Genomic DNA, 24034 nt, shown 5'->3' on the forward strand with positions numbered 1-24034 from the left:
ACGATCCCCGCTCCAAGGCGCAGCGGCGCGCCGCGGCGTGTGGCGCGCTGGGGCGTGGTGAGGGGTCGTTGGCCTGCCTGTGCGGATCAGCTGACTGCCCGGCGGTGACGGTGCGGGAGTCCGCGGCGCAGGTGGTCGTGCATGTGTTGGCTGAGCAGGCGACCGTGGAGGGGGCCAGTCGGCGGCCGGGGTATCTGTCCGGGTTCGGGGTGCTGCCGGCCGAGTCGGTCCGCAAGGCCGCCGCGACGGCGAAGCTCAAGCCGGTGCGTGTCCCGAGCGGTGAGCCCGAATCTGGTTATCGGCCTTCGGCCGGGCTGCGGGACTTCCTGCAGTGGCGGGATCTGACGTGTCGCTTTCCGGGGTGTGACCGTCCGGTGGCCGGGTGCGATCTGGACCACACGACGTCGTGGCCGTTCGGGCCGACGCACGCTTCCGGGTTGAAGCATTACTGCCGTACCGATCATTTGATCAAGACGTTTTACACCGGGCCGAACGGCTGGCGTGATGAGCAGCGTCCCGACGGCACGATCGTGATCACGGCGCCGACTGGGCATGTCTACACCACGGAGGCCCTGGGTGGGCTGCTGTTCCCCGGGTTGGCGGTATCGACCGGCACCGTAACGACCTCGACGCCGGTCGACGGTGCTGGGCGCACCGCGATGATGCCGATGCCGCGGACCACGTTGCGCAGTTCCACCAGNGATCGTGATCACGGCGCCGACTGGGCATGTCTACACCACGGAGGCCCTGGGTGGGCTGCTGTTCCCCGGGTTGGCGGTATCGACCGGCACCGTAACGACCTCGACGCCGGTCGACGGTGCTGGGCGCACCGCGATGATGCCGATGCGCAAGACCACCCGAGAACAGGACCGCCGCGAGCGGATCGCACAGGAACGCCGGCGGCGCCTGGAACTCAACGCCGAACAGGAACGCCAACGACAAGCCTGGCTGGCCGCCACCTACGAACCCCCACCGTTCTGAATGGCGTGCGGTAACGCCTCGACGAGGTAGCCGGTTGTCGGCGCTGACAGGCGAGGTCGGTCGTTGACCACGTAGAGGGGTGACCATGCTGGCGTTCCAGATGCGTTGAGGTACAACGTGATTGCCTGGGCTGACAATGCGCTGGGTTCCAGTGATGCGCGGCCCGCGCCGCGGGTGAGCTCAATCGCCTCCTCCAACAGAGCAACCGCACCAGCGATCTCGCCATCGGAGGACGCCAGCACCAAGTCCTGATCGAGCTCGACGTCGGCCGGAAAGACCCCCAGCGCGTGCGCGGGCGCTTCCCACTGCAACAAGCGCACGATCTCATCGCCGGTCAAGTGCTGCAGGGCGTCCATCGGCGGTAGCCCGACGCACCAACGACGCAGCGTCGCATAGTCGTCCGGGGTGAAGATCGGCATGCCCTGCTCGAAGTACGGCGGCGCATACTCGTTTCGCGCCCACTCATCGGCGAGCATCTCATCGAAGGCGGGCAGGAACGCGACCCCGATGCCGACGTTGCGGACGACCAACCAGCTGCCACTGGAGCAGTGCTCCATGCCGCACTGCTCGCAGAGGTGGACCTGCACCCGCGCGGCGCCCCACGACGAGAGTTCGGCGGCATTCGCAAAGACAGCGCCGTCGATGACGATCTGGGTCACTCTCTGGTGGGGCCCATCCGAGGAACTGAAATCCAATGTCACGGCGCGAGTGTCGAGGTCACCAACGATCCACATCGACGCCTCCCCGCTACGGGCGCAGTTGCGCCGGGTCGATGGAGAGCGTCAGGGTGTCCAGGCGGCGCACCAAAAGGCTACGCAGCCACCGCGCCGCGCCGACGGCCTCGAAACCGCGGGTGTGGGTCAGCAGATGTTCGAGCACGACCCGGGCCTCGAGGCGGGCCAGCGATGCGCCGACGCAGAAGTGCACCCCCCGCCCGAAAGCGATGTGTCCTTTACCGTCTCGGCGGTCGATCCGGATCTCGTCGGGGGCCTCGACATGGGCGGGATCCCGATTGGCCGCGCCCCACAGCAGGATCAGCCGGGAGCCGGCCTGAAGCGGGTAGCCCTGCAGCTCGCAGTCGCGCAGCACGTGCCGATAGTGGCCACGGAACGGCGGCTCGAAACGCAAGACCTCCTCCACGAATGCCGGGATCGAGGCAGGGTTCTCGCGGAGCGCCTGCTGCAGGTCCGGTCGGGTGGCCAGGATGTGGGTCGCCGAGCCGATGAGCGACGCGGTCGACTCGCCCCCGGCGCTGAAGAGCGTCACCATCATCATCTGTGCGGTCAGCGCATCGAGTTCGCCTGCGGCGCAGACTGTGGCGAGACTCCCCATCAGCGTGTCAGGTTCCGGCACCCCTTCGAATCGAGCCGCGATGTACGCGGCCAGTTCCATCGCTGCGGTGCCCGCCGCGGCGAGCTGGTCGGGACCCACCAGACCCTCCAGCAGTTGGGTGCTCGCGTAGCCCCACGCCGCCAGCTGGTCCGCGTCCTCGGCAGGGACTCCGATCAGCCGGCACACCACCATCATCGGCAGACGGTTGGCCACAGTTCCCATCCACTCCACGGTTCCGGCGCGCACGGCGTCGGCGTAGAGGTCAGCGACAGTGCCGGTGACATACGCCTCCAGCTCCCCGATGCGCTTGGCTGCCAACTGCGGGATCAACAGCTTCCGATGCGCGGCATGGGCCGGGTCGTCGGCGATGGCGAGCACCTGCGTCGGGCCGCCGACGACATCCATGGGGAAGAGCCCCACGGTTCCGTCCGGCTGATAGATCATCGTGCCGGTCAGGTTCGACGAGAAGTCGTCGGTGCGAGCAACCGCCTCGGCAACCGCATCCCACGTACAGACGGCGTGGAAGTCCGAGTCGCCGACGCGGTGCACGGGCCCCGCGGCGCGCATCCGCGCGTACAGCGGATACGGGTCCTGGATGAACCGGTCGTCGAACAACGCCACGCCGAGCCGGCCGTCGGCAACTGTCATGTGACTCAGGCTGAGTGGCGTGCCGCGCCCGAGTCAACGGGTGAGCGAAACATGAACTCTCCAGCTCGTGAGCGGTCTCCGGAACCGTCTCAGCGCGGCGCCTCGACCAGTGTCGACGGTGAGAAACATTGACCCATTCGTCTCACGCTGAGAACATCGATCAGTGGCTTCTCGCGGCGCGACGAACGACTGGCTGGTCGGTGACCGCCGGGCGGCGGCGGCCGAGCGGATTTACGCCGCGGCCACCGAGCTGATCGCGCGGGACGGCATCGAGGCGCTCGACATCGCTGCTCTCGAAGCCCGCGTGCACTGTTCGCGGGCCACGATCTACCGGCACGTCGGCGGCAAGGCGCAGATCCGTGACGCGGTGCTGGCACGCAACGCGGAGCGCGTCGTCGAGGCCGTCCGGACCGCGGTGGACGGGATGACCGGTCCCGACCGGATCGTGACGGCGGTGACGGTCGCGCTGGAACGCATCAGAGCGGACCCCCTCGGTCAGGCGCTGATCACCTCGATGCGCGCTGCAGCCGAGATGGCCTGGATCGTCGAATCACCGCTGACGCGAGCCCTCGCCACCGAACTGAACGGCATCGCCGAGGACGACGAGATCGCGGCGCAATGGATTGTGCGCGTGGTGCTCTCGCTGCTCTACTGGCCGGTCGCCGATCCGGCCGCCGAGCAGGAGATGGTGCGGCGCTTCCTCGGTCAGCCCGCACCCTTGCCGTTGTCCACGCGGTAGACCGCACCGTGGATCGCGGCGGCGTCGTCACTGGCCAGAAACGCGATCACCTTCGCGACATCCTCGGTCGCCATGAACCCCCGCGGTGAGGCGATGCGCATGATCAGGTCCCAGTCGGCGTTGTCGGGTGCCTCGAACTCGGTGGCCTGCGCGGTCGGCATGCCGCCCGGGCACACCGCGTTGACCCTCAGCCGCTCCTTGGTGAACTCGATGGCCAGCGCCCGGGTCAAGCCGACCAGCCCGTGCTTGGCCGCGCAGTAGCCCGCCGAGTACACCTCACCCTCGACGCCGGCGATCGACGAGACGTTGACGATGTTGCCCCCGGTTTCCAGCAGGTGCGGCAGCGCGGCGCGGCAGAGCGCGAACGGCGCGGTCAGGTTCACCGCGAGGTCGACGTCCCAATCCTCATCGGTCATCGTCGCGGTGTGGCGCATGCGGTGGAACCCGGCGATGTTGGCCAGCACGTCGAGACGGCCGAACCGTTCGACGCACTCGGCCACCGCCCCGGCGCACGCCTCCCGCGACGAGATGTCCACCGAGGCGAACGCGCTGCCCGGCACGTCGGCGAACACCTCCGCCATCCGCGACGCGTCCCGGGCGATGCCGAACACCGTCGCGCCCTTCTCCGCGAACAGCCGGGCCGTCGCCGCGCCCAGCCCCGCCGACGCCCCCGTGACCAATGCGACCTTGCCGCTGAGCTCACTCATGGAAGGACCTTCTCATGGGCCCCTCGGGGCTCAGACCGCGGCGCGCGGACGGACCGGCGGCACCGCCGCCAGCAGCGCCTTCGTGTACTCGTGCTCGGGCGCGGTGAACAGCTCGTCGGCGGGCCGGTTCTCCACCACCTCGCCGTCGCGCATCACCAGCACGTCATGGCTCAGCTGCCGGATCACCGCCAGGTCGTGCCCGATCAGCAGGTACGCCAGCCCCAGCTCGCCCTGCAGCCGCGCCAGCAAGTCCAGGACGCGCGCCTGCACCGACACGTCCAGCGACGCGGTGGCCTCGTCCAGGATCAGCAGATCCGGCTCGGCGGCCAACGCGCGCGCGATGCTGACCCGCTGCCGCTGTCCACCGGAGAGCTCGTGCGGGTAGCGCTGCGCGAACTCGGCCGGCAGGCCGACCAGGTCGAGCAGCTCCGCCACCCGCGCCCGCCGCGCCGCGGCGCCGTCGACCAGCCGGTGCACCGCCAGCGGCTCGGCGATCGAGGACTCCACGCGCGCACGGGGATTCAGCGACGAGAACGGATCCTGGAACACCAGCCCGATCCGTCGGCGCAGCGCCTTCACATCGGCCCGCTTCACCCCGAAGATGTCCGCACCGGCCAGAGTGGCTGTGCCTCGGTCGGGCTTCACCAGTCCGGTGAGCGCCGCGGCGACCGTCGACTTCCCCGAGCCGGATTCCCCGACCAGACCCAATGTGGTCCCGCGGCGGATGCGCAACGACACGTCCTTGACCGCGTGGACGGTCGACCGGCCCACCGGCGTCGACACCGTGAACGACACGTCGAGCCCGTCGACCTCCAGCAGCGGGTCGGCATCGGTAACCGCCTGTGGCCCAGACACATTCAGCACGGGTCGGGCGGCCAGCAGATCGCGGGTGTAGTCGTCGCGCGGCCGGTCGAACACGTCGAGGATCGGCGCCTGCTCCACGACGGTGCCCTCGCGCAGCACGGTCACCTCGTCGGCCACCTGACCGATGACGCCGAGATCGTGGCTGATCCACACCACGGCAGTGCCGAAGTCGCGCTGCAGCGTGCGGACCAACTCGATGATCTGGGCCTGGGTGGTGACGTCCAAGGCCGTGGTGGGTTCGTCGGCGATGAGCAGCTCCGGGTCGCACGCCAGCGCGATGGCGATCATCACCCGCTGACGCTGGCCGCCCGACAGCTGATGCGGGTAGGCGTGCAGTCGCGTCGCCGGCTCGGGCAGGCCGACCGCCTCGAGCAGTTCCAACGCCCGCGACTGCGCCTCGCGGCGCGTCACGCGGCGGTGTGTCTCCAGCGACTCGGTGATCTGGCGCTCCAGCGTCAGCAGCGGATTGAGCGAGGTGCCCGGATCCTGGAAGACGAACCCGATGCGGGAGCCGTGCACGCTGCGCAAGGTCCGCGGGCGGGCACCGACGAGCTGCACCGGCTCGTCACCACCGAGCGTGCTCGACCCGGACACCCGCGCCCCCGGCGCGTCGAGCAGACCGGTCGCGGCGAGCACCGTCATCGTCTTGCCGGACCCGGATTCGCCGACGATGCCCACCGTCTGCTCGCGGGCCACCTCGAACGACACCGCGTCGACGATCGTGCGAGCGCCGATGCGCACGCCGAGATCCTGCACGGTCAACACCGTCATCGCTGCGCCCTCCTGGCCTCGGCGATGGTGCGCTGCTTGGGATCCAGCACGTCGCGCAGCCCATCGCCGAGCAGGTTGAACGCCAGCACGATCACCACGATCGCCGCGCCCGGGAACACCGCCATCCACCAGGCCATCGTGACGAAGCCCTGTGAGTCGAAGATCATCCGGCCCAACGACGGTTGCGGAGGCTGGATTCCGAGCCCCAGGAAGGACAGCGCGGCTTCGGACAGGATCGCGAACGCCAGGGACAGCGACGTCTGCACGATCAGCGGTCCGGCGATGTTGGGCAGGATGTGGCGGCGCAGGATCATGAGATCGGGGGTGCCCATCGCGCGCGACACCGCCACGTACGGTTCGGTGCGCACGCCCAGGGTGCTCGCCCTGGCCACCCGCGCGAAGATCGGTGTGTACACGATGCCGATCGCGAGGATCGTCGTCGTCACCCCCGGCCCCAGGATCGCGACGACGGCGAGCGCGAGCAGCAGCACCGGGAAGGCGAACATCACGTCGACGACGCGCATCAGCACGGTGTCCAGCCAGCCGCCGCGATAGCCCGCCAGCACGCCGACCGTCACCCCGACCACGACGGCGAACGCGACACTGACCACGGCGATCCGCATCGAGGCCTGCGTGGCCACCAGCACGCGGGACAGCACGTCGCGGCCCAGCTCGTCGGTGCCGAACCAGTGCCCGCCGCTGGGCGGGCGCAGCGCGTTGGGCACATCGACGTCGTTGACTCCCTGCGGCGCAATCACATTGGCGCTGACCGCGATGACGGCGACGGCCAGCAGGACCAGCGCGCTGACCGCGGTGACGGGGTTGCGCAGCAGCAGCCGCCACGACGAGACGCGGGTGCTGTCGGTGGTCGTCATGCGAGCCGGATCCTCGGGTCGACCACCGCGTAGAGCACGTCGACGAGCAGGTTGATCGCGAGGAACAGCGCCGCGATCAGCAACACCGCACCCTGGATCACCGGGTAGTCGCGTGCCGCGACCGCGTTGTACACCAGCCTGCCCAGCCCCGGCCACGCGAACACCACCTCGACGACGATCACGCCGCCCAGCAGCGTCGCGAGCTGGATGCCGGTGATGGTCAGGATCGGCACGAGCGCGTTGCGCACCGTGTGCCGGAACGTCACGACGCGCGGGGACAGCCCTTTGGACCGCGCGGTGCGCACGTAGCCCATCGCGGCCACCTCCAGTACCGCCGCCCGCACGTAGCGCGTCATGATCGCCGCGGCCACCACGCCGACGGTCAGCCCGGGCAGGATGATGTGGCGCAGCCAGCCCCCGGGATCGTCGAACAGCGGGCGGTACCCGGACGTCGGCAGCCAGCCGAGCGTCGTCGCGAACAGGGCGATGAGCAGAATGCCCGTCCAGAAGTCGGGCACCGAGACGCCGAACTGACTGGTCACCCGGACGATCGCATCGCTGATACGGCCCTCCCGCAACGCCGAGTACGTTCCCGCCGGCAGCGCGATCGCGAGCGCGATGACGATGCCGGCCAGCCCCAGCGACAGCGTCGCAGGCAGCCGCTCGAGCAGCGTCACCGTCACCGGGTCGCCGTTGCGGAAGCTGACTCCCAGATCCCCGGTCAGCGCCGAGCCGACGTATCCGAAGAACTGCGACACGATCGGGCGGTCCAGCCCGCTAGCGGTGCGCAGCGCGTCGTAGGCCTCGGGGGTGTAGCGGGTGCCCAGGGCGATACGGACCGGATCTCCGGGCACCAGGTGCACCAGCGCGAAGACGACCACGGTGACACCGACCAGCACGACGAGCGAGTACAGCACCCGGCGCGCGACGAACCGGAGGATCGGATGGGTCAGGACCGTCGGCATGCTCATCGCGACGCGCTTCCGTCGGCGTCGAGCACGGCGTGTCGGAAGCGCACCGCGCCGTCGCGGCGGGCCTCGTATCCGGTCAGTGCCGGATTCCAGGCCTGGATCACCGACGAGTTGTACAGGTAGATGTAGCTGACCTTGTCGGCGATCAGCGTCGCGGCGCGCGCGTAGTCGGCCACCCGGGCGGCGTGGTCGGTCTCGACGCGGCCGGCGTCGAGCAGCCGGTCCACCTCGGGATCGGAGAACTTCTGCGCGTTGCTGCTGCCGTCGGTGTGGTGCTGGGCGTAATAGAAGTCGTCGGGATCGATGTTGCCCAGCCAGCCCAGCATGAGCATGTCGAAGTGACCGGAGTTCTGTTCGTCGAGCCACGTCGCGAAGTCGACGGTGCGGATCTTGACCGTGAAGCCGAGCGGCGCGAGGTTGTCGGCGACGATCTGCGCCGCGGTCACCGTCTCCGGATACTCGGTGGTGACCAGCATGTCGAGATCGCCCGGCGTGACACCGGCCTCGGACAGCAGCTCGCGCGCCTTGTCGACGCCGCCCTCGCGGTAGCGGTCATACGGCGTGTACCACGGGTTGCCCTCGGGGATCGCGAGCTCGTTGACCTTCGCCGTGCCGTAACTGGTCGCCGCGACGATCGCATCCCGGTCGATCGCGTAGGCGATCGCCTGGCGGACCCGCACGTCGTTGTACGGGGCGTGCGCCTCGTTGAGGGCCAGATACCAGTAGTCGTTGCTCGGGGTCACCGCCAACCGCAGCGAGTCGTCGTCGGACAGCTGCCTGACCCGTTGCGGCGGAATCGAATCCGTCCAGTCCACCTCACCGGCCTGCAGCGCGGACAGCGCTGTCGACGGCTCGGAGATGAACCGGAACGTCACGCCGGGCACCCCGGGTGGACCGTCCCAGTAGTCCGGATTGGCCACCAGCGAGATCGAGTCGCCGCTCTTCTGTCCCGCGAAACGGAACGGACCGGTGCCGATCGGATGGGTGGCGATCTGGCCGCTCTCGACGTTGCGTCGCGACACGATCGCCATGCCCTTGAAGCCGCCGATGTTGGTCAGCATGTTCGGCGTCGGCCTGCTGACCCGGATCACGACGGTCGTCGGGTCGGGCGCCTCGACGGCCGTGACCGCGCTGAACTTGTCGGAGTTGGCCAGCTTCTCGTCGATGATCCGGCGGTACGAGAACACGACGTCATCGGCGGTGAGCGGCGTACCGTCGTGGAACTTCACCCCCGGACGCAGATGGAACGTCCACACCCGCTGGTCGGGACTGACCTCCCACGACGTGGCCAGCGCCGGCCGCATCTGAAGGTTCCCGTCGGGTTCGACCAGCGTGTCGAAGACGTTCTCCAAGACCTCGAACGAGAAGTAGGCCGTGGTCTTGTGCGGATCGAGTTGATCGGGCTCCCCGGCGATCGCGGCGACCAACGAGCCTGCGGCGCCCTCACCGAGATCGACCCGTCGGCCCGTCGAACACCCGGTCACCGAGGCCACCATCATGACAATGGCGAGGACAGCGGTCCACACCGCGGTCCTCGCCATCATGTATCACCCCGGACTCGAGCCTGCTCGAAGTCTGTTACCCGATGGCCTGACACGACAAACCCGTGACTTTGTCCGTTCCCGACTGAAATACTCGTGCGCGTGACGATCCTGCGCGCTCTGGCCGCCCTCCTGGTTGCTCTCGGCGCGGCCCTGACCTTGCCGGTGCCGGCCAAAGCCGACCAGGTGATCGAGGGCATCTTCACCTACACCCCCGCCGAGGGGACGCCGGGTCTGTGGACGGTCTACCCGTCGTGTGTGCCGGTGGTCGGTGATCTGCGCGAGCCGCTGTACCTGCCCGTCGGGTGCCGGCTGCACATCCAGGGGTCCAACGGGGTGACCGGCGGCGACGCCGTGCTGACCGGAGGGATGTGGGCCTTCACCACACCGAAGGACCGCGGCATGCAATGCCCCGACGGCACCTGGGCGCCGACGGTCGAGGTGATCAAGTTCGACGACGTCACCATGACCGGCACCCGCAGCGTCACCCACACCGGCAACTGCGGCCTGCCGCCGGGGATCATCAACACCCCGTTCACGCTGGCCTTCAAGGAACCGTTGCCGATCCCGGTCGACCGCTACCCGCTGATCTGCGAGCCGGGCGGACTGCGGCGCTGCTTCTGACGATCGGGAAGGTCGCCGACATCACCGGTCCGGGCGTCTCCGATCGGTGGGGCGTGACCTGCGCCGACCTGGGTGCGTGCGTGCGGACCGCCGACGGGTCGCTGCTGGCGGTCTTCGGCGATACGTTCTCGGGCAGCCGCGTCGGCCGGGGCGACTGGCGGTCACCCGTCGCGCTGATCGGCCGCGGCGACGCCCGCGCGCCGATCGTGTGGGAGCGTGCCGGCGGCCCGGATCCGGACTACGCCCGCCAACTGCTGCCCTATGTCCACGACCAGGCGGGCGTCAGCACCGTGATCCCGTCGGATCTGCTGCGGCTCGGGGACACGATCTATCTGCACGCCATCGTCAATCGCGGGCTGGGCAACGTGCTGCGCACCGAGCTCTGGCGCTCCGACGACGGCGGGCGGCGGTGGCGCGCCGTCGGGGAGAACGCGACGTTCCCGGCGGATCTGCATCACGGTCATGCGCAATGCTGGTCATGGGACCTCGACCCGGACGGCGGCTGGGTGTACGTGATGGCCACCGGATTTCAGCGCGACAAGGGCATCATCGCGATGCGGGTGCGGCCGTCGGACATCGCTGACCGCGCGAAGTACTCGGCGTGGGGCTTCACCGGTGGCCGATGGGGATGGGGTCGCAAAGCCACTCCGATCACGCCACCCGGTGAGCGGTGGGGCGAGCTGACGTTCCGTCGGCTCGCGCCGCGCACCTGGGTCCTCGGCGGATTCCTGGCCTCGCGATACGCGCTCGGATACCGCGTCATCGACTCCCCGGTGGCCGACCTGCACACCGCGCCCCTGCAGCTGCCGGTGCGCGGCTGCGGGTGGCACGCCGAGGACCACGCCGGCAATCGCATCGCCCAGCTCTACGGTGGGTACCTGCTGCCCGGCTCGCGCCTCGACGTCCCCGGCGGGGTCGGCCTGGTGGTGTCGCAGTGGCACACCGACACCGGATGGCCTTACCGCGCCATGCAATTCAGCGTCACCCTGCACGACACCAGACAGCACGAGGAGAGGCGGAACCTGTGACGACAGCAGACACGAAGCGGGTGGTGATCTGGGGGACCGGATTCGTCGGCCGGATGGTCATCGCCGAGGTCGTCAAGCATCCCTTGTTCGAACTCGTCGGTGTCGGGGTCAGCAACCCCGACAAGGTCGGCCGCGACGTCGGGGAGATCTGCGGGCTGCCGGACCCGCTGGGTATCAGCGCAACCGACGACATCGACGCGCTGATCGACCTGAAACCCGACGCGCTGGTGCACTACGGGCCGACCGCGGCCCACGCCGACGTCAACATCGAGGTGATCACCCGCTTCCTGCGCGCCGGGATCGACGTGTGCTCGACGGCGATGACGCCGTGGATCTGGCCCACCATGCACCTCAACCCGCCCAACTGGATCGAACCCGTCACCGTCGCCTGCGAACTCGGCGAGTCGTCATGCTTCACCACCGGTATCGACCCCGGCTTCGCCAACGACCTGTTCCCGATGACGCTGATGGGCCTGTGCTCGGAGGTGCGCACCGTGCGCGCGTCGGAACTGCTCGACTACACCCACTACACCGGTGACTACGACCGCGAGATGGGCATCGGCAAGCCGCCGGAGTACCGGCCCATGCTGGAGAACTCCGACATTCTCGTGTTCGCCTGGGGCGCAACGGTTCCGATGATCGCGCACGCGGCGGGCATCATGCTCGACGAGATCACCACGACGTGGGAGAAGTGGGTCACGCCCACCGAGCGCACGACCGCCAAGGGCGTCATCGCGCCGGGCAACGTCGCGGCCGTCCGGTTCACGATCAACGGGGTGTATCGGGGAGAGACCCGCATCCAACTCGAGCACGTCAACCGGATCGGCAACGATGCGGCGCCGGAGTGGCCGTCGGGCAACCAGAACGACGTCTACCGTGTCGACATCGAGGGCACGCCGAGCATCTTCCAGGAGACGGCGTTCCGGTTCACCGACGGCTCCGGGCGGGATGCCGCCGCGGCCGGCTGCCTGGCGACCGGGCTGCGGGCGCTCAACGCCGTCCCGGCCGTCAACGATCTGTCCCCCGGGTGGGTCACCGCGCTGGACCTGCCGCTGATCCCGGGCGCGGGGACGATCCGCTGACTGCGCTCAGCCGCGGGGCCGTTTGACCAGAACCACGTACGCCAGCGGGATCTGGGTGCGCTCGGGCGCTGCGGCCAGCCGCGCGGCGATGCCCTTCTCCAGCCTGTCGTGCAGCTGCGCCACGCGGGGATCCGTCGGGCCGCCCTCGAGCGCCGTCGACAGCGCCGCGAACGTCGACGCCCGTGCGAACCCGGCCCACCGCGCGCCGAAATCCGTTGCGTCACCGTCGGCCTGGTAGCGCTCCCAGAACCGGTCCTGGGCGTCGACGATCTCCAGGTGGGAGATCTCGAGGCGTTCGAACAGACCTGACGGGGCGAACGGTGCCGCGAAGTCAGCGGCCCGGCGGGCGAAGGTCGGGATGCACATGCGGCCGGCCTCCTCGGCGCTGACCAGTCCGGCCCCCGCGATCTCGTCGAGCGTGTCGGCCATCGCGGTCAACAGCGGGCGGAACCCGAGCTCGCCGTCCTCGCCGATGCCCATCGTCGTCACGACCAGGCGTCCGCCGGGGCACAGTTCGCGGCCCCGGAACGCGACGAACTCGTGCCAGTCGCGCGCCGCCTGTTTGGCGTAGGCGGCCTGCACCTCCTCGTCGCCGCACGTGGCGACCTGCAGGTGGCCTCCGAGGATCGGGGCGGGCACCCGGCTCAACCACTGGATCGCCCAGGAACTCCAGCCCAGGTTGACGCTGTTCGACGGCAGGATCTGCGCGTAGAACGAGCGACCGACCGCCGAGGCGAACGCGGCGCGGTCTTTCGTCAGATAGGTGTCGGGATCTTCCTCCAGCGTGCGGAACAGTGCGGTGAAATCGTTGTCGGGGCGATCGGTGTGCGCGACGAGCACCGAGTGTTCCGGCCGAGTCCGGCTGCGCAGCACGCCGATTGCGGCGCCGATCGGCAGCAGCGAGTTGTGTCCGCTGGCCGCGCCGTAGTCGGCGATCACGATCGGCTGCGGCGGAGAGGGGAGCGGAACCTCCGCGGCGGCCTCGGAGAAGATCTCGATCGCCCGGGCCAGACCGGCGGCCTGCAGCCGCGACGCGGCGGTGTAGGTGCCGCTGCCGACCGGTTCCGGCCGGACCACGATGCTCGACTCGGGCATCTTCTGCACGGTAGTCCCCGAGCGTCACCCGCGCCGCCGAAAGCGCGGCGCGTGCGAAACTGTCGCCCATGACAGGACGTGTCGGGCCGCGCATCGCGATGATCAGCGCCGTCCTGGCGCTGGTGGTCGGTGTGGCGGGGGTGATCGTCACACTGGCGCTGGGCGCCTTCGTGTTCGACGACTACGACGCGTACGGCGAGGTGCGGGTCCCCGGGTCCGGGCGGGTGAGTCTGCCTGCGGGCGAGGTGACGATCAGCTTCCACACCGCGGTGACGGGCGGTGTCGGCGGCGGCTTCCCGGTGCCGCCGCTCAAGCTCGGCATCGACCCGCCCGAGGGCGTGCCGGACCCGGTGATCACCGAGACGATCGGCACCACGACATCGGTGAACAACGATGTGCACGTGCGCATCTGGGTGGCGCAGATCCCGCGCGCCGGCGTGTACGGCGTCCGCACCGGTGGTGACGTCGGCGGCTACATCAACCCGCGCCTGTCGTTCGGCCGCGACAGCTCGCCGGGGTGGCCGATGTGGGTCTTCGGCGCGCTCGCCGGGGTGGGCGCCGTCGCGCTCGCCGGAGCGGTCGCGTGGCGGGTGCGGGTGGGCCGGCGGGCGCGCCCGGTGCCCGGACCGGTGATCCTCGATGAACCGAAATGGCCGGGGCCGATTCCGCCGCCGGTGTACGAGTACCCGCCCCTCGACGAGCGGGGAGGTCAGTGACCCCTGGCGACCCACTCGTCGTAGTGCACGATCTCGTCGCCGACGGTCGTGGTGTCACCGTGGCCGGTGTAGACGACGGTCTCCCCGGGCAGCGCGCCGAGCCGGCCCGAGATCGACTCGAGGATGGTGGGGAAGTCGGAGTAGGACCGCCCGGTGGCGCCGGGGCCGCCCTGGAAGAGCGTGTCGCCGCTGAACACCGCGTCGAGGTCGGGGGCGTGCCAGCACACCGAGCCGGGGGAGTGCCCGGGAGTGTGCAGGGCGCGCAGCTCGGTGCCGGCGACGCGCAACGTCTGACCGTCGGCGATGGCGCGAAAGTCACTGTCGGGATGGGTCATTCGCCACAGCACGTCGTCGGCGGGGTGCAGGAACACCGGTGCGTCGAGGGCAGCTCCGAGCTGAGGGGCGACGGTGACGTGGTCGTTGTGGCCGTGGGTGCACACCACCGCGACGACATGACGGCCACCGACCGCGTCGATGATCGGGTCGGCTGTGTGGGCTGCGTCGAACACCACCACCTCGTTGTCGTCGCCGACGAGCCAGATGTTGTTGTCCACCTCCCAGCTGCCGCCGTCGAGTTCGAAGGTGCCACTGGTGACGAGCCGTTGGATGCTCACAACACCACCACCGAACGCAGCGCCTCGCCGGCGTGCATCTTCGAAAACGCGTCCTCGATCTGGTCCAGGCCGATGCGTTCGGAGACGAACTTGTCCAACGGGAACCGGCCCTGCAGATACAGACTGATCAGCGTCGGGAAGTCGCGCTCGGGCAGGCAGTCGCCGTACCAGGACGACTTCAGGGAACCGCCGCGGGAGAAGAAGTCGATCAGCGGCATCTCCAGCGTCATGTCCGGGGTCGGCACGCCGACCAGCACGACGGTGCCGGCCAGGTCGCGCGAGTAGAACGCCTGCTTCCACGTCTCGGGCCGGCCCACCGCATCGATCACGACGTCGGCACCGAACCCGTCGGTGAGGTCCTGGATCGTCTCGACCGCGTCGAGCTCCTTGGCGTTGATCGTGTGGGTGGCGCCGAACTCCCGGGCCCAGTTCAGCTTCCGGTCGTCCATGTCCACGGCGATGATGCGCCGGGCGCCGACCAGCCGGGCCCCCGCGATCGCCGCGTCGCCCACGCCGCCGCAGCCGATGACCGCCACCGTGTCGTCCCGGTTGACCGCGCCGGTGTTGATCGCCGCGCCCAGCCCGGCCATCACGCCGCAGCCCAGCAGACCCGCCGCGGCCGGGTCGGCCGCCGGGTCGACCTTGGTGCACTGGCCCTCGTGCACCAGCGTCTTGTCGGCGAACGCGCCGATGCCCAGCGCCGGGGTCAGCTCGGTGCCGTCGGTCAGCGTCATCTTCTGCGCGGCGTTGTGGGTGTCGAAGCACAGGTGCGGACGGCCCCGCTTGCAGGCCCGGCACTGCCCGCACACCGCGCGCCAGTTGAGGACCACGAAGTCGCCGGGCTCGACGTTGGTGACGCCCTCCCCGACGGACTCGACGATGCCCGCGGCCTCATGCCCGAGCAGGAACGGGAACTCGTCGTTGATGCCGCCCTCGCGGTAGTGCAGATCCGTGTGGCACACACCGCAGGCCTGGATGTCGACGACCACCTCACCCGGTCCGGGGTCGGGGATCACGATGTCCACCACCTCGACCGGCTGGCCCTTCGTCCGAGAGATCACTCCGCGCACCGTCTGAGTCATGCCTGAACCCTAATATGTCGGGCACACTCGATACATGCCTGTCCGCATGCCGGCGATGTTCCTCTCGCACGGCGCGCCGCCGCTGGTCGACGATGCCCTGTGGGTGTCCCAACTGCGGGCCTGGGCGGGCGCGCTGCCGGTCCCGTCGGCGATCCTCGTGGTCTCTGCGCACTGGGAGGCCGCGCCCCTGACCATCGGCTCCACCGACGCGCGCACCCCGTTGACCTATGACTTCTGGGGATTCCCCGACCGCTACCACGCCGTCACCTACGACGCGCCGGGTGCCCCGGAACTGGCTGCGGCAGTGCAGAAGTCGATGCCCGACGGCGAACCGGTGCACCACGATCGCGACCGCCGGCTCGATCACGGCGCCTACGTCCCGCTGACGGTGATGTACCCGGACGCCGCCATCCCGGCACTGCAGATCTCGCTGCCCACACTGGATCCGGCGACGCTGCTGCGGCTCGGGGAGCGGCTGCGGCCGCTGCGCGACGAGGGTGTGCTGATCATCGGGTCGGGGTTCACCACCCACGGTCTGCCGTTCCTCGAGGACCCGTCGCCCGGTGCCGTCCCGGCCGGCTGGTCGGTGGAGTTCGACGCCTGGGCACACGAGCGGACGGCCGCGGGCGATGTGGATGCGCTGATCGACTTCCGGGCGCGGGCCCCGGGGATGCCGTACGCCCACCCGACGATCGAACATTTCGCGCCGCTGTTCGTCGCGCTCGGCGCCTCCGACGACCCGGCTCAGCAGCCGCGTCAGGTGATCGACGGATTCTGGATGGGCCTGGCCAAACGCTCCCTCGAACTGGCCTGAACGGGGATACCGTCTGCAGGCATGGCAGCTCCGCACGATCCCACGATCGAGGACACCGAACGATTCGCCGAACGCATCATCGGCGCCATCGACGCCGCCAGCGTGGCGCTGCTGATGTCCATCGGCCACCAGACCGGGCTGTTCGACACGCTGGCGAACCTTTCGTCGGCGACGAGTGCGGAGCTGGCCGAGGCCGCCGGGCTCGACGAACGCTACGTCCGGGAATGGCTGGGCGGCATGACCGCCGGGCGGATCATCGACTACGACGCGGCGACACTGACGTATGCGCTGCCGCCGCATCGCGCGGCGGTGCTGACCCGCGCCGCCGGGCCCGGCAACCTCGCGCGGGTGGCGCAGTTCATCCCGCTGCTGGCCGAGGTGGAGCAGAAGGTGATCGGCTGCTTCCGCCGCGGCGGCGGACTGTCCTATGCGGAGTACCCGCGCTTCCATACGCTGATGGCCGAGCAGAGCGGTGAGGTGGCCGACGCCGCATTGGTCGAGGCGATCCTGCCGCTGGCCGACGGGCTGCCCGACCTCTTGCGCGCCGGGGCGGATGTCGCCGACTTCGGCTGCGGCAGCGGGCACGCGATCAACGTCATGGCCCAGGCGTTCCCGGCGAGCCGGTTCTGCGGCGTCGACTTCTCCGAGGAGGCCCTCGCCGCCGGGACCGAGGAAGCGCGGCGGCTCGGCGTGAGCAATGTGTCGTTCCAGCGGGCCGACCTGGCCGCGTACGACGCCGTGGCTGCCGTCGACGTCATCACCGCGTTCGACGCGATTCACGACCAGGCCCACCCGGCGCGGGTGTTGGCCAACATCCATCGCGCGCTGCGGCCGGGCGGAGTGTTCCTGATGGTCGACATCAAGTCGTCGAGCCGGGTCGAGGACAACGTCGGCGTCCCGATGGCGCCGTATCTCTACACCGTCTCGACGATGCACTGCATGAGCGTGTCGCTCGGGCTCGGCGGCGACGGCCTCGGCACCTGTTGGGGGCGCGAGCTCGCGCTGTCGATGCTCGCCGATGCCGGCTTCTCCGATGTCACCGTGCGGGAGATCGAGTCCGACCCGATCAACGACTACTACGTCGCCAGGAAGTGAGGCGTCGTCACTAGGCTCGCTCCGGTGAGCGCACTCGACGTCCTCGCCGACTGGCCCGTTCCCACCGTCGCGGCCGCGGTGGTGGGTCGGGCCGGGACCCTGGACAGCCACGGCGATCAGGCGCGCCGGTTCCCCCTCGCGTCGGTGACGAAGCTGCTCGCCGCGCGGGCGGCGCAGGTCGCCGTCGAGGAAGGCGCGGTCGAGTTGGACACCGCGGCGGGACCGCCCGGCGCGACGGTGCGTCACCTGCTGGCCCATGCCGCGGGCTACGACATGACCTCGGCGAAGATCCTCGCCGCGCCGGGCACCCGGCGCATCTACTCGAATCACGGTTTCGCCGTGCTGGCCGAGACGCTCGAGCAGGAGACGACGATCCCGTTTCCGACCTACCTCGCCGAGTCGGTGTGCGCGCCGCTGGGCATGTCGGACACCACGCTCGAGGGCGGCGCCGAGGCCGCGGGATACGGCGTGACGTCGACCGTCGCGGACCTGGTCGCGTTCGCCGGTGACCTGCTCGCGCCGGTCCTGGTCTCCGAGCAGATGCACGCCGATGCGACCTCGGTGCAATTCCCCGGGCTGGACGGCGTGCTGCCCGGATTCGGCCGGCAACGGCCCAACGACTGGGGGCTGGGCTTCGAGATCCGCGACGGAAAGTCACCGCACTGGACCGGCACGGACAACTCGGCCCGCACCTTCGGCCATTTCGGCCAGTCGGGGACCTTCCTGTGGGTGGACCCGGACGCCGGCCTGGCGCTGGTGGTGCTCACCGACCGCCCGTTCGGCGAGTGGGCGCACGATGTGATGCCGGCCCTGTCTGATGAAGTTCTGAGAGATTATCGGCCGGACTAGCGCAACATGCGCCTCACGAGGCACAATAGTCTCCGCAAGCACAATTTCATCTGCTGACTCACTCGGAAAACCACCAGGTCGTTGGGGAAGACGTCCCTCGTGGAGCCGAAGGAGCAGGAGATGCGTGCAGCGAACCAATTCGCCGACGCGACGACGGGCGTGGTGTACATCCATGCCTCACCCGCGGCGGTGTGCCCGCACGTCGAGTGGGCGTTGTCGTCGACCCTCAACGCGAGGGCGAATTTGAAGTGGACGCCGCAGCCGGCCATGCCCGGGCAGCTGCGCGCGGTCACCAACTGGGTCGGACCCGTCGGCACCGGAGCACAGCTGGCCAACGCGCTGCGCTCCTGGTCGGTGCTGCGTTTCGAGGTCACCGAGGATCCCAGTCATGGCGTGGACGGCCACCGCTGGTGCCACACCCCGCAGCTCGGGCTCTGGAGCGGGGCGATGAGTGCCAACGGCGACGTGATGGTCGGCGAGATGCGGCTCCGCACGCTGATGGCTTCGGGCGCCGACACCCTGGCCGCCGAACTGGACTCCGTGCTGGGCACCGCGTGGGATGAAGCGCTGGAGGCCTACCGCGACGGCGGCGTGGGCGCAGAGGTCAGCTGGCTGAGCAGGGGAGTCGGCTAGACCGAGAGGTGGATGCGGACGACGTCGCCGTCATCGATGCCGTCGGGTCTGCGCAGCGCCACCTTCAGCGGAACGAGGTAGGCGCCGTTGCGCGGGATCAGTGAGGTGGTCACCTCGGTGCTGCCGATCCGGACGCGCGCGGGGATGACACCCCATCCGTAGGTCAGGTGTGCCGCGTGCTCACGGAGATAGGCATCCACGTGGTCCGGGGTCGCGACGAAGAAGTACGGCGCCGGACCGTGCCACTGGAACACCTCGGCATCGAAGGCCCGCTCCACGCCTGGCAGATTACGGCCGCAGCACCTTGAGTGCGCGCGGCACCGCCGACACCTCGACCGGTAGCGGGCAGACGTATTCGCCGTCGGCGTACGCGGAGATTTTCGGCGAAGCCTGGCGGCAGGCGACGGTGATGGTCCGGGCCCGCCGCGTCGTCACCTCGTCGAGGTTCACATGGGTGCCCTTGAACACGGTCGGGAACAGCCGGATCAGCCGGGTGCGCGACGCCGAGGCGACCATCGTGACGTCGAGCAGACCGTCCGTCGGATCGGCGCCGGGGCAGATCAGCATGCCGCCGCCGTAGCTGCGGGTGTTCCCGAACGCGGCCAGCGTCAGCTCGGTGTCTACCTCGGTCCCGTCGAAGGTCAGCCGGAACGGCAGCAGCCGCAACTTCGACAGCTCGGCGACCATCGCCACGTTGTAGCGCATCCGCCCGTGCGGCCAGCGCATGCGGTTGGTGCGATCGGTGACCAGGGAGTCGAACCCGGCCGCCATCACCGTCCCGAACCAGCGGTCCGTCCCGTCGGCGCCGCGGATCCGGCCGAGATCGATCTCGTCGACCCGGCCGTCGACGACGATGTCGGCGGCCGCCTCGGGATCCTTCTCCGGGATCCCCAGCGCCCGCGCGTGATCGTTGCCGGTTCCCGCCGGAATGATGCCGAGCGGTACCGACGTCTGCGCGAGCACCTGCAGCGCCAGCGAGATGATGCCGTCCCCGCCGACCACCACCAGGGCGTCCATGCCGCGTTCGAGCGCGCCCTCGACCAGCTCGCGGGCATGGGTGGCGTCGCGGCCGGCGAGCGCGACGACGTCGACGCCGCGGGCCTGGAAGCGGCGGATCGCGCGTTCGGCGGCATGTGGTGCGTTGCCGTGCCCGGACGCGGGATTGGTCAGGACGGTGATCCTGTTCACGGAATCAGCTTGCCCGGGTTGAGGATTCCGGTCGGGTCGAGTGCGGCCTTGATCGCGCGCAGCAGGGTCACCCCGAGGTCGCCCACCTCGTCACGCATCCATGGCCGGTGATCGGCGCCCACGGCGTGGTGGTGGGTGATCGTGGCGCCGGTGCGCACCATCGCGTCCGACGCCGCGGCTTTGGCGGTGCGCCACTGTTCGATCGGGTTGCCGCGTTGCGCCGCGACGACGGTGAAATACAGCGACGCCCCGGTCGGGTAGATGTGCGAGATGTGGCACAACACCAGCGCGGGGGTGCCGGAATCCGCGAGTGAGCGGGTCAGCGCGTCGGTGACGGCCGCCTTCAGCGTCGGCACGTTCGACCAGGTGGTCGCCGTCTCGAGCGTCTCGCACAGCGCGCCCGCCGACAGCAGGGCATCACGCAGGTACGGTGCGTTGAACCGACCGTGCTCCCACGCCCTCGCGGGCGCCTCGCCCAACGACGTTGCGCCCTTGGCCAGCAACAGGTCTCGCGTCTCCGCGTGCCGGCTCGCGACGTGGGCCTCGGTGCCCTCGAATGCCGTGATGGCCAGGCAGCCGCCGGTGATCTGCTGCTCGCCGATGCTCTCGGTGGTGGCGAGATTGACTCCGGTCTCGGCTTCGTCGGAGAGTCGGATCACGGTGGGCCCGGTGCCGGTCTGCACCACCGCGCGCAGCGCGTCGGCGCCGGTCGCGAAGTCCGGGAACGACCAGGCCTCGTAGCGGGTGACCTCGGGCACGGGGTGCACGCGCACCCGCACGCGGGTGATGACGCCGAACGCCCCCTCCGAGCCGATCAGCACCTGGCGCAGGTCGGGACCCGCGGCCGAGGCCGGTGCACGGCCCAGGTCGAGCACGCCGGCCGGGGTGATCGCCCGCAGGCCGCGGACCATGTCGTCGAACCGGCCGTAGCCCGCCGAGTCCTGACCCGAGGACCGGGTCGCGGCAAAACCGCCGATGGTGGCGAAGCAGAAGCTCTGGGGGAAGTGGCCCAGCGAGAACCCGCGCTCGCCGAGCAGCTTCTCCGCCTGCGGTCCGGTCAGTCCGGCGCCGAGTTCGGCCTCCCCGGACACCTCGTCGAGTGCGTGCAGTCGGTCGAAGCGGCGCAGGTCCAGCGAGACCACCGCCTTGAAATCGCCCCGCAGCGGATCGAGGCCGCCGACCACGCTGGTGCCGCCGCCGAACGGCACGATCGCGATGCTGTGGTCGGCGCAGAACCGCAGCAGCGCGGCCACCTCGTCGTCGTCCCCGGGGACCAGCACGGCGTCCGGAGCGTCCTGCACGCCGAAGTCCCTGCGCCGCAACAGGTCCAGGGTGGACTTGCCGCCGGCGCGCAGGAGCCGTCCGCGGTCGTCGACCACCACGTTGTCGGCGCCGACGATCGCGATCATGGCGTCCTGATCGGCCCCCGACAGCGCCGACGGGCGCACCCGGACCTGGTCGAGCGTCGGTTCGGCGACGGGGTCGGCCTCGATGCCGAGCGCCTGGGTCAACAACGAGCGGATACCGGGGGACAGCGGGGTCGCCGCATCCGGATCTCCCCAGGCGTTCCACGCCATCGGCGGGTCGGAAGGCTGGTCATCATGCGCAGACATGCGTTACAGTATTACAGATGATGTCAATCCGTAACTCCGATTCGAGCGTCGAGCACCGCATCCTCGACGCAGCGGCGGCGTGCATCCTCGCCTACGGCGTCGAGCGGACGACCATGACCGAGATCGCACGGCGCGCCCGCGTCAGCCGGCCGACGATCTACCGCCGCTGGCCCGACATCCGGTGGGTGATCGCCGAACTGCTCACCGTGCGCATCGCCGGCGTTCTCGAGGAGGTGCCCGACCGCGGGCCCGGCCGGGAATCCATGGTGGACCGCGTGGTCGCGGTCGCCGAACACCTGCGCAACGACGAGATCGTGCAGTCGGTCATCCGCAACGCGCCCGGTCTCGCGATGGTCTACATCGCCGAACGGCTCGGCACCAGCCAGCAGATCCTCATCGACGCCTTGGCCGACGCGATCACGGCGGGCCAGGGCGAGGGCAGCATCCGGTCCGGCGACCCGCACGAGATGGCCGCGATGTGCCTGCTGATCACCCAGTCCACCATCCAGTCCGCGCAGATGGTCGAGAAGCTCCTCGACGGCCGGGCCCTCGGCGTCGAACTGGCCCGCGCACTGAACGGATACCTCGCCCCATGACCGGTTCGACCGCACTGAACGCCGCCCGACGCACCCAGGAACTGACCGCCCTGGGCGACGGCGCGCCGCTCGATCTGCTCGTCATCGGGGGCGGGATCACCGGCGCGGGAATCGCGCTGGACGCCGCCACGCGCGGGCTGTCGGTGGCGTTGGTCGAGAAACACGACCTTGCCTTCGGCACCAGCCGGTGGAGTTCGAAACTGGTGCACGGCGGGCTGCGCTACCTGGCCAGCGGCAACGTCGGCATCGCGCGGCGCAGCGCCGTCGAGCGCGGCATCCTGATGACGCGCACCGCCCCGCACCTGGTGCACGCGATGCCCCAGCTGGTACCGCTGCTGCCCGAGATGAACCGCGCATCGCGGGCGCTGGTCCGGTTCGGGTTCGCCGCCGGCGACGGACTGCGCAAGCTGGCGGGCACACCGGCCTCGGTGCTGCCGCGATCCCGGCGGATCGGCGCGTCGGAGGCCGTCCGGCTGGCGCCGACGGTGCGCCGCGACGGCCTCGACGGCGCGCTGCTGGCCTACGACGGGCAGCTCGTCGACGACGCCCGACTGGTGACCGCGGTGGCCCGAACCGCCGCCCAGCACGGCGCGCGCATCCTGACCCGCGTCGAGGCGGTCACCGCCTCGCGCACGTCGGTGACGCTGAGAGACACGATGTCCGGGGAGTCGATCGAGGTCCGTGCCCGCGCCGTGGTGAACGCGACCGGCGTGTGGGCCGGACAGGTCGACCCGTCGCTGCGGTTGCGGCCCAGCCGCGGTACCCACCTGGTGTTCGATGCGGCCGCGTTCGGCAATCCGATTGCGGCACTGACCATTCCGATTCCGGGTGAGCTCAACCGCTTCGTGTTCGCGATGCCCGAGCAGCTGGGCCGGGTGTACCTCGGGCTGACCGACGAGGATGCGCCGGGCCCGGTTCCCGACGTCCCGGAGCCGACGCCCGACGAGGTGGCGTTCCTGCTCGACACCGTGAACACCGCGCTCGCGACCGCTCTGGGTCCCTCGGATGTACTCGGGGCGTACGCCGGACTGCGGCCACTGATCGACACCGGCGGCGGGCGCACGGCCGACGTGTCGCGGGAGCACGCCGTCACCGAGTCGCCGACCGGGGTGCTCAGCGTGATCGGCGGCAAGCTCACCGAGTACCGCTACATGGCCGAGGATGTCGTCGACCACGCCGTCACACTGCGGGGACTGTCTGCGCAGCCGTGCCGCACCCGCAACCTCCCGCTCGTCGGCGCCCCGGCGAATCCCGTAGCCGCGCAACCGTCGTCGACGGATCTGCCCGGATCCCTCGTCGAACGCTACGGAGCCGAGGCGCCCAACGTGATCGCCCAGGCGTCCTGCCCGCGCCCCGTCGACCCGGTCGCCGACGGCATCGACGTCACCCGGGCGGAATTCGAGTACGCGGTCACCCACGAGGGCGCGCTGACCGTCGACGACATCCTCGACCGGCGCACGCGCATCGGTCTGATCGCCGCCGACCGCGAACGCGCACTGCCCGCCGCGGAGGAGATGCTGGTGAAATCGGCGCGCTGACCGACACTGAGTGTCGGCCAGCGCGCCCGATTCGCTGG

At 70.0% G+C, this 24034-nt stretch carries 25 protein-coding genes and 1 pseudogene; 13 read left to right on the forward strand and 13 right to left on the reverse strand.

Features of this window, described 5'->3' with window-relative positions:
- Positions 1 to 47: 47 nt before the first annotated feature.
- A partial coding sequence (locus MCHLDSM_RS37365; protein WP_412178260.1) for an HNH endonuclease signature motif containing protein occupies positions 48 to 700 on the forward strand: 653 nt, incomplete at its 3' end.
- A 1-nt stretch (position 701) separates the two neighbouring features.
- Positions 702 to 981 (forward strand): annotated as a pseudogene (locus MCHLDSM_RS40505) (HNH endonuclease); the annotation flags it as partial.
- Here the strand turns inward: MCHLDSM_RS40505 and MCHLDSM_RS20440 are convergent.
- Together MCHLDSM_RS20440 and MCHLDSM_RS20445 are read right to left on the reverse strand one after the other, a co-directional pair.
- On the reverse strand, positions 960 to 1715 hold the full coding sequence (locus MCHLDSM_RS20440; protein WP_048471755.1) for a hypothetical protein: 756 nt from the start codon (positions 1713 to 1715) through the stop codon (positions 960 to 962). The pseudogene MCHLDSM_RS40505 and the gene MCHLDSM_RS20440 sit on opposite strands and share 22 nt — an antisense overlap.
- Positions 1716 to 1728: 13 nt before the next feature.
- Positions 1729 to 2961 carry a cytochrome P450 gene (locus MCHLDSM_RS20445; protein WP_048471756.1) on the reverse strand — a complete coding sequence of 411 codons (1233 nt, stop codon included), beginning with the start codon at positions 2959 to 2961 and terminating at the stop codon, positions 1729 to 1731.
- 163 nt (positions 2962 to 3124) lie between these two features.
- On the opposite strand from MCHLDSM_RS20445, the gene MCHLDSM_RS20450 reads away from it, so the two are divergent.
- Positions 3125 to 3700 carry a TetR/AcrR family transcriptional regulator gene (locus tag MCHLDSM_RS20450; RefSeq protein WP_048471757.1) on the forward strand — a complete coding sequence of 192 codons (576 nt, stop codon included), beginning with the start codon at positions 3125 to 3127 and terminating at the stop codon, positions 3698 to 3700.
- Here the strand turns inward: MCHLDSM_RS20450 and MCHLDSM_RS20455 are convergent.
- Genes MCHLDSM_RS20455 through MCHLDSM_RS20475 form a run of 5 tightly spaced genes read right to left on the reverse strand, consistent with a single transcriptional unit; the run spans position 3667 to position 9429 of the window.
- Positions 3667 to 4407 carry an SDR family NAD(P)-dependent oxidoreductase gene (locus tag MCHLDSM_RS20455; RefSeq protein ID WP_048471758.1) on the reverse strand — a complete coding sequence of 247 codons (741 nt, stop codon included), beginning with the start codon at positions 4405 to 4407 and terminating at the stop codon, positions 3667 to 3669. The genes MCHLDSM_RS20450 and MCHLDSM_RS20455 overlap by 34 nt on opposite strands.
- Before the next feature lie 30 nt (positions 4408 to 4437).
- Complete coding sequence (locus MCHLDSM_RS20460; RefSeq protein WP_048471759.1) at positions 4438 to 6042, reverse strand: dipeptide ABC transporter ATP-binding protein; 1605 nt, start codon at positions 6040 to 6042, stop codon at positions 4438 to 4440.
- Complete coding sequence (locus tag MCHLDSM_RS20465; protein WP_048471760.1) at positions 6039 to 6917, reverse strand: ABC transporter permease; 879 nt, start codon at positions 6915 to 6917, stop codon at positions 6039 to 6041. The genes MCHLDSM_RS20460 and MCHLDSM_RS20465 overlap by 4 nt, the downstream gene beginning before the upstream one ends.
- Complete coding sequence (locus MCHLDSM_RS20470) at positions 6914 to 7882, reverse strand: ABC transporter permease (protein ID WP_048471761.1); 969 nt, start codon at positions 7880 to 7882, stop codon at positions 6914 to 6916. Before MCHLDSM_RS20470 ends, MCHLDSM_RS20465 begins: the two co-directional genes overlap by 4 nt.
- Before the next feature lie 2 nt (positions 7883 to 7884).
- Positions 7885 to 9429, reverse strand: a complete 1545-nt coding sequence (locus MCHLDSM_RS20475) for an ABC transporter substrate-binding protein (RefSeq protein ID WP_048471787.1) — start codon at positions 9427 to 9429, stop codon at positions 7885 to 7887.
- Between the two features lie 102 nt (positions 9430 to 9531).
- On the opposite strand from MCHLDSM_RS20475, the gene MCHLDSM_RS39605 reads away from it, so the two are divergent.
- The 3 genes from MCHLDSM_RS39605 to MCHLDSM_RS20490 are packed head-to-tail and all read left to right on the forward strand — an operon-like array spanning position 9532 to position 12163.
- Positions 9532 to 10053 carry a hypothetical protein gene (locus tag MCHLDSM_RS39605; protein WP_048471788.1) on the forward strand — a complete coding sequence of 174 codons (522 nt, stop codon included), beginning with the start codon at positions 9532 to 9534 and terminating at the stop codon, positions 10051 to 10053.
- Positions 10044 to 11081 (forward strand): glycoside hydrolase family 183 protein, encoded by a 1038-nt coding sequence (locus MCHLDSM_RS20485; protein WP_048471789.1) that lies wholly within the window; start codon positions 10044 to 10046, stop codon positions 11079 to 11081. The genes MCHLDSM_RS39605 and MCHLDSM_RS20485 overlap by 10 nt, the downstream gene beginning before the upstream one ends.
- A gap of 53 nt (positions 11082 to 11134) precedes the next feature.
- The gene (locus tag MCHLDSM_RS20490) at positions 11135 to 12163 is read left to right on the forward strand and encodes an NAD(P)H-dependent amine dehydrogenase family protein (protein WP_048471790.1); all 1029 of its coding nucleotides are present in this window, start codon (positions 11135 to 11137) and stop codon (positions 12161 to 12163) included.
- Positions 12164 to 12169: 6 nt separating this feature from the next.
- On the opposite strand, the gene MCHLDSM_RS20495 is transcribed toward MCHLDSM_RS20490, so the two are convergent.
- Positions 12170 to 13258 (reverse strand): class I SAM-dependent methyltransferase, encoded by a 1089-nt coding sequence (locus MCHLDSM_RS20495; protein ID WP_048471791.1) that lies wholly within the window; start codon positions 13256 to 13258, stop codon positions 12170 to 12172.
- A 68-nt stretch (positions 13259 to 13326) separates the two neighbouring features.
- Between MCHLDSM_RS20495 and MCHLDSM_RS20500 the strand changes: the two genes are divergently transcribed.
- Positions 13327 to 13974 (forward strand): hypothetical protein, encoded by a 648-nt coding sequence (locus MCHLDSM_RS20500; protein WP_053083041.1) that lies wholly within the window; start codon positions 13327 to 13329, stop codon positions 13972 to 13974.
- On the opposite strand, the gene MCHLDSM_RS20505 is transcribed toward MCHLDSM_RS20500, so the two are convergent.
- Positions 13968 to 14588: an MBL fold metallo-hydrolase gene (locus MCHLDSM_RS20505; protein ID WP_048471762.1), complete on the reverse strand. Its 621-nt coding sequence runs from the start codon at positions 14586 to 14588 to the stop codon at positions 13968 to 13970. The genes MCHLDSM_RS20500 and MCHLDSM_RS20505 overlap by 7 nt on opposite strands.
- Complete coding sequence (locus MCHLDSM_RS20510; protein WP_048471763.1) at positions 14585 to 15670, reverse strand: S-(hydroxymethyl)mycothiol dehydrogenase; 1086 nt, start codon at positions 15668 to 15670, stop codon at positions 14585 to 14587. Before MCHLDSM_RS20510 ends, MCHLDSM_RS20505 begins: the two co-directional genes overlap by 4 nt.
- Before the next feature lie 34 nt (positions 15671 to 15704).
- On the opposite strand from MCHLDSM_RS20510, the gene MCHLDSM_RS20515 reads away from it, so the two are divergent.
- From MCHLDSM_RS20515 to MCHLDSM_RS20530, 4 genes are all read left to right on the forward strand, one after another.
- A complete protein-coding gene (locus MCHLDSM_RS20515; protein ID WP_048471764.1) occupies positions 15705 to 16484 on the forward strand; it encodes a dioxygenase family protein in 780 nt (259 codons plus the stop codon).
- A gap of 21 nt (positions 16485 to 16505) precedes the next feature.
- Positions 16506 to 17579, forward strand: a complete 1074-nt coding sequence (locus MCHLDSM_RS20520) for a class I SAM-dependent methyltransferase (protein ID WP_048471765.1) — start codon at positions 16506 to 16508, stop codon at positions 17577 to 17579.
- 24 nt (positions 17580 to 17603) lie between these two features.
- Complete coding sequence (locus MCHLDSM_RS20525; protein ID WP_048471766.1) at positions 17604 to 18428, forward strand: serine hydrolase domain-containing protein; 825 nt, start codon at positions 17604 to 17606, stop codon at positions 18426 to 18428.
- Positions 18429 to 18548: 120 nt separating this feature from the next.
- Positions 18549 to 19061, forward strand: coding sequence for a DUF3145 domain-containing protein (locus tag MCHLDSM_RS20530; RefSeq protein ID WP_048419299.1), 513 nt, complete (start codon positions 18549 to 18551; stop codon positions 19059 to 19061).
- Here MCHLDSM_RS20530 and MCHLDSM_RS20535 read toward each other — a convergent pair.
- From MCHLDSM_RS20535 to MCHLDSM_RS20545, 3 genes are read right to left on the reverse strand one after another with little or no spacing between them, the layout of a single operon-like run.
- Positions 19058 to 19339, reverse strand: a complete 282-nt coding sequence (locus tag MCHLDSM_RS20535) for a DUF1905 domain-containing protein (protein WP_048471767.1) — start codon at positions 19337 to 19339, stop codon at positions 19058 to 19060. The two genes, MCHLDSM_RS20530 and MCHLDSM_RS20535, sit on opposite strands and share 4 nt — an antisense overlap.
- A gap of 10 nt (positions 19340 to 19349) precedes the next feature.
- A complete protein-coding gene (locus tag MCHLDSM_RS20540; protein ID WP_048471768.1) occupies positions 19350 to 20249 on the reverse strand; it encodes a diacylglycerol kinase in 900 nt (299 codons plus the stop codon).
- The gene (locus MCHLDSM_RS20545) at positions 20246 to 21826 is read right to left on the reverse strand and encodes an FAD-binding oxidoreductase (RefSeq protein ID WP_048471769.1); all 1581 of its coding nucleotides are present in this window, start codon (positions 21824 to 21826) and stop codon (positions 20246 to 20248) included. The genes MCHLDSM_RS20540 and MCHLDSM_RS20545 overlap by 4 nt, the downstream gene beginning before the upstream one ends.
- Before the next feature lie 53 nt (positions 21827 to 21879).
- On the opposite strand from MCHLDSM_RS20545, the gene MCHLDSM_RS20550 reads away from it, so the two are divergent.
- Positions 21880 to 22458, forward strand: a complete 579-nt coding sequence (locus MCHLDSM_RS20550) for a TetR/AcrR family transcriptional regulator (protein ID WP_048471770.1) — start codon at positions 21880 to 21882, stop codon at positions 22456 to 22458.
- Positions 22455 to 23996, forward strand: a complete 1542-nt coding sequence (locus MCHLDSM_RS20555; protein ID WP_048471771.1) for a glycerol-3-phosphate dehydrogenase/oxidase — start codon at positions 22455 to 22457, stop codon at positions 23994 to 23996. The genes MCHLDSM_RS20550 and MCHLDSM_RS20555 overlap by 4 nt, the downstream gene beginning before the upstream one ends.
- Positions 23997 to 24034: the final 38 nt, after the last annotated feature.

The sequence above is a fragment of the Mycolicibacterium chlorophenolicum genome (genome assembly GCF_001044235.1).
Taxonomy (GTDB): Bacteria; Actinomycetota; Actinomycetes; order Mycobacteriales; family Mycobacteriaceae; genus Mycobacterium; species Mycobacterium chlorophenolicum.

Bases quoted from the DNA above. Each gene is read 5' to 3' on its own strand.
- MCHLDSM_RS20440 (WP_048471755.1), bottom strand. From the start codon at position 1,715: ATGTGGATCGTTGGTGACCTCGACACTCGCGCCGTGACATTGGATTTC.
- MCHLDSM_RS20510 (WP_048471763.1), bottom strand. From the start codon at position 15,670: ATGACTCAGACGGTGCGCGGAGTGATCTCTCGGACGAAGGGCCAGCCG.
- MCHLDSM_RS20490 (WP_048471790.1), top strand. From the start codon at position 11,135: ATGGTCATCGCCGAGGTCGTCAAGCATCCCTTGTTCGAACTCGTCGGT.
- MCHLDSM_RS20475 (WP_048471787.1), bottom strand. From the start codon at position 9,429: ATGGCGAGGACCGCGGTGTGGACCGCTGTCCTCGCCATTGTCATGATG.
- MCHLDSM_RS20495 (WP_048471791.1), bottom strand. From the start codon at position 13,258: ATGCCCGAGTCGAGCATCGTGGTCCGGCCGGAACCGGTCGGCAGCGGC.
- MCHLDSM_RS20530 (WP_048419299.1), top strand. From the start codon at position 18,549: ATGCGTGCAGCGAACCAATTCGCCGACGCGACGACGGGCGTGGTGTAC.
- MCHLDSM_RS20545 (WP_048471769.1), bottom strand. From the start codon at position 21,826: ATGGCGTGGAACGCCTGGGGAGATCCGGATGCGGCGACCCCGCTGTCC.
- MCHLDSM_RS20555 (WP_048471771.1), top strand. From the start codon at position 22,455: ATGACCGGTTCGACCGCACTGAACGCCGCCCGACGCACCCAGGAACTG.
- MCHLDSM_RS20445 (WP_048471756.1), bottom strand. From the start codon at position 2,961: ATGACAGTTGCCGACGGCCGGCTCGGCGTGGCGTTGTTCGACGACCGG.
- MCHLDSM_RS20520 (WP_048471765.1), top strand. From the start codon at position 16,506: ATGGCAGCTCCGCACGATCCCACGATCGAGGACACCGAACGATTCGCC.
- MCHLDSM_RS20550 (WP_048471770.1), top strand. From the start codon at position 21,880: ATGATGTCAATCCGTAACTCCGATTCGAGCGTCGAGCACCGCATCCTC.
- MCHLDSM_RS20500 (WP_053083041.1), top strand. From the start codon at position 13,327: ATGACAGGACGTGTCGGGCCGCGCATCGCGATGATCAGCGCCGTCCTG.
- MCHLDSM_RS20455 (WP_048471758.1), bottom strand. From the start codon at position 4,407: ATGAGTGAGCTCAGCGGCAAGGTCGCATTGGTCACGGGGGCGTCGGCG.
- MCHLDSM_RS20515 (WP_048471764.1), top strand. From the start codon at position 15,705: ATGCCTGTCCGCATGCCGGCGATGTTCCTCTCGCACGGCGCGCCGCCG.
- MCHLDSM_RS20460 (WP_048471759.1), bottom strand. From the start codon at position 6,042: ATGACGGTGTTGACCGTGCAGGATCTCGGCGTGCGCATCGGCGCTCGC.
- MCHLDSM_RS20470 (WP_048471761.1), bottom strand. From the start codon at position 7,882: ATGCCGACGGTCCTGACCCATCCGATCCTCCGGTTCGTCGCGCGCCGG.
- MCHLDSM_RS20465 (WP_048471760.1), bottom strand. From the start codon at position 6,917: ATGACGACCACCGACAGCACCCGCGTCTCGTCGTGGCGGCTGCTGCTG.